Here is a 3,222-nt window from a genome sequence, read left to right on the forward strand (position 1 = left end):
TAACCCAGCCAGCAGTGCGTTCTGATGCCCTGCGTTCTTTGCCAGCTTGAGTCCTTTGACCATGCTGTTTTTTTTAGCTTTGGAACAAATGATATTCCATGTATCATCCTTGCTTCCATCATCAACAAAGAGGAGACGGCTTTCTTTAGAAACCGACTGCGATGCAATCAGCTTTTCTAGAACAGAAAGCAGCTCACTTATCGTGTTAATCAGCACTTCTTCTTCATTGTAGCAAGGAACGACAATCGTTAAGACTGACTTCATAAGGCACCTCCGTTCACTGCTCTGTAATTGGCCCGGTATAAATAGATTTTCCAAGGTGACTCTGGGCTATGAAACGTTTTTTCTAACAACAACCCATTTTCTTCTGCATTCATGATTTTGACTGCTGACAGCAAATAATCTCCGCCCATTTCCTGAAATGCTTTTGTATTGAATGAAAAATTCTTTATTTTAATGTCTAAATCTTTTGTATACATATAGTTCTTGCCAAGTTCATCTGCAAAAATGTAGCATCTGCCGCCCCAATGATCAAAATAATTTCGCAGCTGCCTGTTCTTCGACAGCTCTCCCTCAATCAGTTTTCGAAAACGGTGCTTGTATTCGAGCGGATAATAATTATTGTATGTATCAAGCGTGTAAAAGCCGTTATACTGCGCGATTACAGGATGAAGGCCAACACTCGCTACACGGTATGTTTGCTGCGGCTTGCCGATATAGCTCTTTACTTTATCAAATAAAGGTTCACTGTAAAACTCTTTAAATGACGGCTGTTTCCATACCCGATAAACGACTTCATCATTGAATGCAAACAGCACAAGAATTTGAAGTATCAAGCATTTGTAGACAAATCCTCTCCATATCCCCTGCCGTTTAAGCAGTATGTATAAACCCACTGCAAAAAGCACATAAATCACCAGCGGTCGCAAAAAATGAAACCTTGCAAAATTAAATGTTTTTAATATAGAAAACTCATCCTTTACCGGCTGCCATCCTTTATAAAACCAGAAGGCATACCAGACCGAAAGAAGGAAGTTAAAGAGCATGAGCAAAAGAAAAAATCTCCTTAAACCGCTTTCGGCTTTCCGGATAAACCAAAAAGCATAGACCCAGACAGGCAGGATGACAAGAGTATGAAGAGTCATCACATGGTTATGGCCTATGAGAAAATTTTTGAACACAAGCCGGATGGTCCGCGGCAATTCGAGCTTTGAGGCGAGAAATTCATTTCGGCTTGATGCTTCCTCAGTCAATACTAATGAGAGAAACAAACGATATTCAATACACACAAATAACAGTGCCATGATGAATAAACTCAGAGCAAAAGGCACGTTAACACGGCGGCAGCGAAACAAATCGTAAACCCAGACAAGGAACACCATTGCAAGGAAAAAGAAAAAACCTAGAACAAAGCTTGAATAGAAAGGCAGCAATATAATCACCGCCCATTCCCTCCATGTATTTTTTCCTTTTCTAATGTTCAAAAAAGCCCATAAAGCCAGCGGCTGGCCAAGTGTGCTAAGCATTCCTGATGGCCAGAATGGTGTGATAGCAAAGCATAGCGCTGTACCGATATTGATCCACAATGCATCCTTGCCTTTTAGCACATGTGTTTTCAGCAGCAGGTACATGCCAGCAAATGCTGCAATGCGCACAATTGTCTGGCTGATGGCATAGGCGGTCATGGAAGGAAGAAAGTAATGCAGCCAGATAAGCAGGTTAAATTCATTACCGAATGCGTTTCTCGGCAATCCATTGATGATCTGGGGGATTACGGCATCCAACGAGCCCGCTATCTGACCGCTTTCCTTCAGCACCTTGTACCAGCCCACGTTAGAATCAAGATTATCATGTATTCTCACATGAGCATTTTCACCCAGCAAAAATAGAGGCAGCAAATAGATGGCCACTATGAGTGCGGCGGCTGCCAATCCCCTTATTTCTTTTTCGCGCGCTTCGTTATGGTGATTCAACTTCGCTTCCCCCAATAACGGTTTTGCTTTTAAAGTGCCACATTGAGCCTTTTTTAACCTCATTTACAGCGACTGAAGATTCGGAATTGTTTTACTTTAGAATGTTTGTGCAACCGCTTTCTTTCCTATCGTTATGCATAAAACCTTGATATATCAGCATTTTTAGAACTCAGGATATTACTTGAACCTAAATTTTATTTTTGGTAGGTTAAATAACCATAGCGACCGTGCGGCTGTTTTTGACACATAAAACATTTGAATATCAGAAAAACTAAACTGAAATAATTTGCATTTTAGTTGTAAAAGGAGAGATTGGGTGCAGTTAGAAGTTATCATTTCACTTACGGTTTATATGATCGGCATGCTGCTGATCGGATATTGGGCTTATAAGAAAACAACAGATTTATCCGACTATATGCTTGGAGGACGAGGTCTCGGACCAGCCGTAACAGCGCTGTCGGCAGGAGCCTCAGATATGAGCGGATGGATGCTCATGGGACTGCCTGGCGCCATGTATGTGGATGGGTTTTCAAGCATCTGGATTGCTGTCGGACTTACGATTGGAGCTTACTTGAACTATATCTTAGTCGCTCCAAGACTTAGAACGTATACAGAGGTTGCAGATGATTCAATTACCATTCCGGACTACCTCGAAAACCGGTTTAATGACCGTGCGAAAATTCTCCGCATGGTTTCAGGAATTGTAATCATCGTATTCTTTACGTTCTATGCAGCTGCCGGTCTTGTGTCAGGCGGAAGGCTGTTTGAAAGTTCGTTTGGTGTGGATTATACAACAGGAATGCTTATCACGGGCGGAGTCGTTGTAGCTTACACTCTTTTCGGCGGATTCTTAGCGGTAAGCTGGACCGACTTTGTTCAAGGATGCATCATGTTCATCNNGCTAGATGAAGTAAGAAAAGTAGATCCTTCATTGCTTGAATTCTTTAAAGGAACATCTGCCATCGGGTTGATCTCCATGCTCGCCTGGGGTCTTGGCTACTTTGGCCAGCCTCACATCATCGTCCGCTTTATGGCGATCACAAGCATTAAAGATTTGAAAACAGCCCGCCGCATCGGTATGAGCTGGATGATCATTTCAATCATTGGTGCTCTTTTAACAGGACTTGCAGGTATCGCATGGTTCTCACAGAAAAATCAAAAACTCGCAGATCCTGAAACAGTGTTTATTGAGTTCTCGAATATTCTTTTCCACCCGCTTATCACAGGTTTCTTGCTCGCGGCAATCCTT

At 42.3% G+C, this 3,222-nt stretch carries 3 protein-coding genes; 1 reads left to right on the forward strand and 2 read right to left on the reverse strand.

Translation table 11 applies throughout. The features are described 5' to 3' along the window. Both CGZ90_RS20080 and CGZ90_RS20085 read right to left on the reverse strand, forming a co-directional pair. Positions 1–264: glycosyltransferase (locus CGZ90_RS20080; RefSeq protein WP_133063631.1), on the reverse strand; the 264-nt coding region annotated here is incomplete at its 3' end. After that, the gene (locus CGZ90_RS20085; protein WP_240515507.1) at positions 261–1,973 is read right to left on the reverse strand and encodes a DUF6044 family protein; all 1,713 of its coding nucleotides are present in this window, start codon (positions 1,971–1,973) and stop codon (positions 261–263) included. The genes CGZ90_RS20080 and CGZ90_RS20085, both read right to left, overlap by 4 nt. 352 nt (positions 1,974–2,325) lie before the next feature. On the opposite strand from CGZ90_RS20085, the gene CGZ90_RS20090 reads away from it, so the two are divergent. Then, positions 2,326–3,222, forward strand: an 897-nt coding sequence (locus CGZ90_RS20090) for a sodium:solute symporter family transporter (RefSeq protein ID WP_420841358.1), incomplete at its 3' end; no start/stop codon positions are given.

This window comes from Fictibacillus aquaticus (assembly GCF_002245695.1).
In the GTDB taxonomy this organism is placed as follows: domain Bacteria; phylum Bacillota; class Bacilli; order Bacillales; family Fictibacillaceae; genus Fictibacillus; species Fictibacillus aquaticus.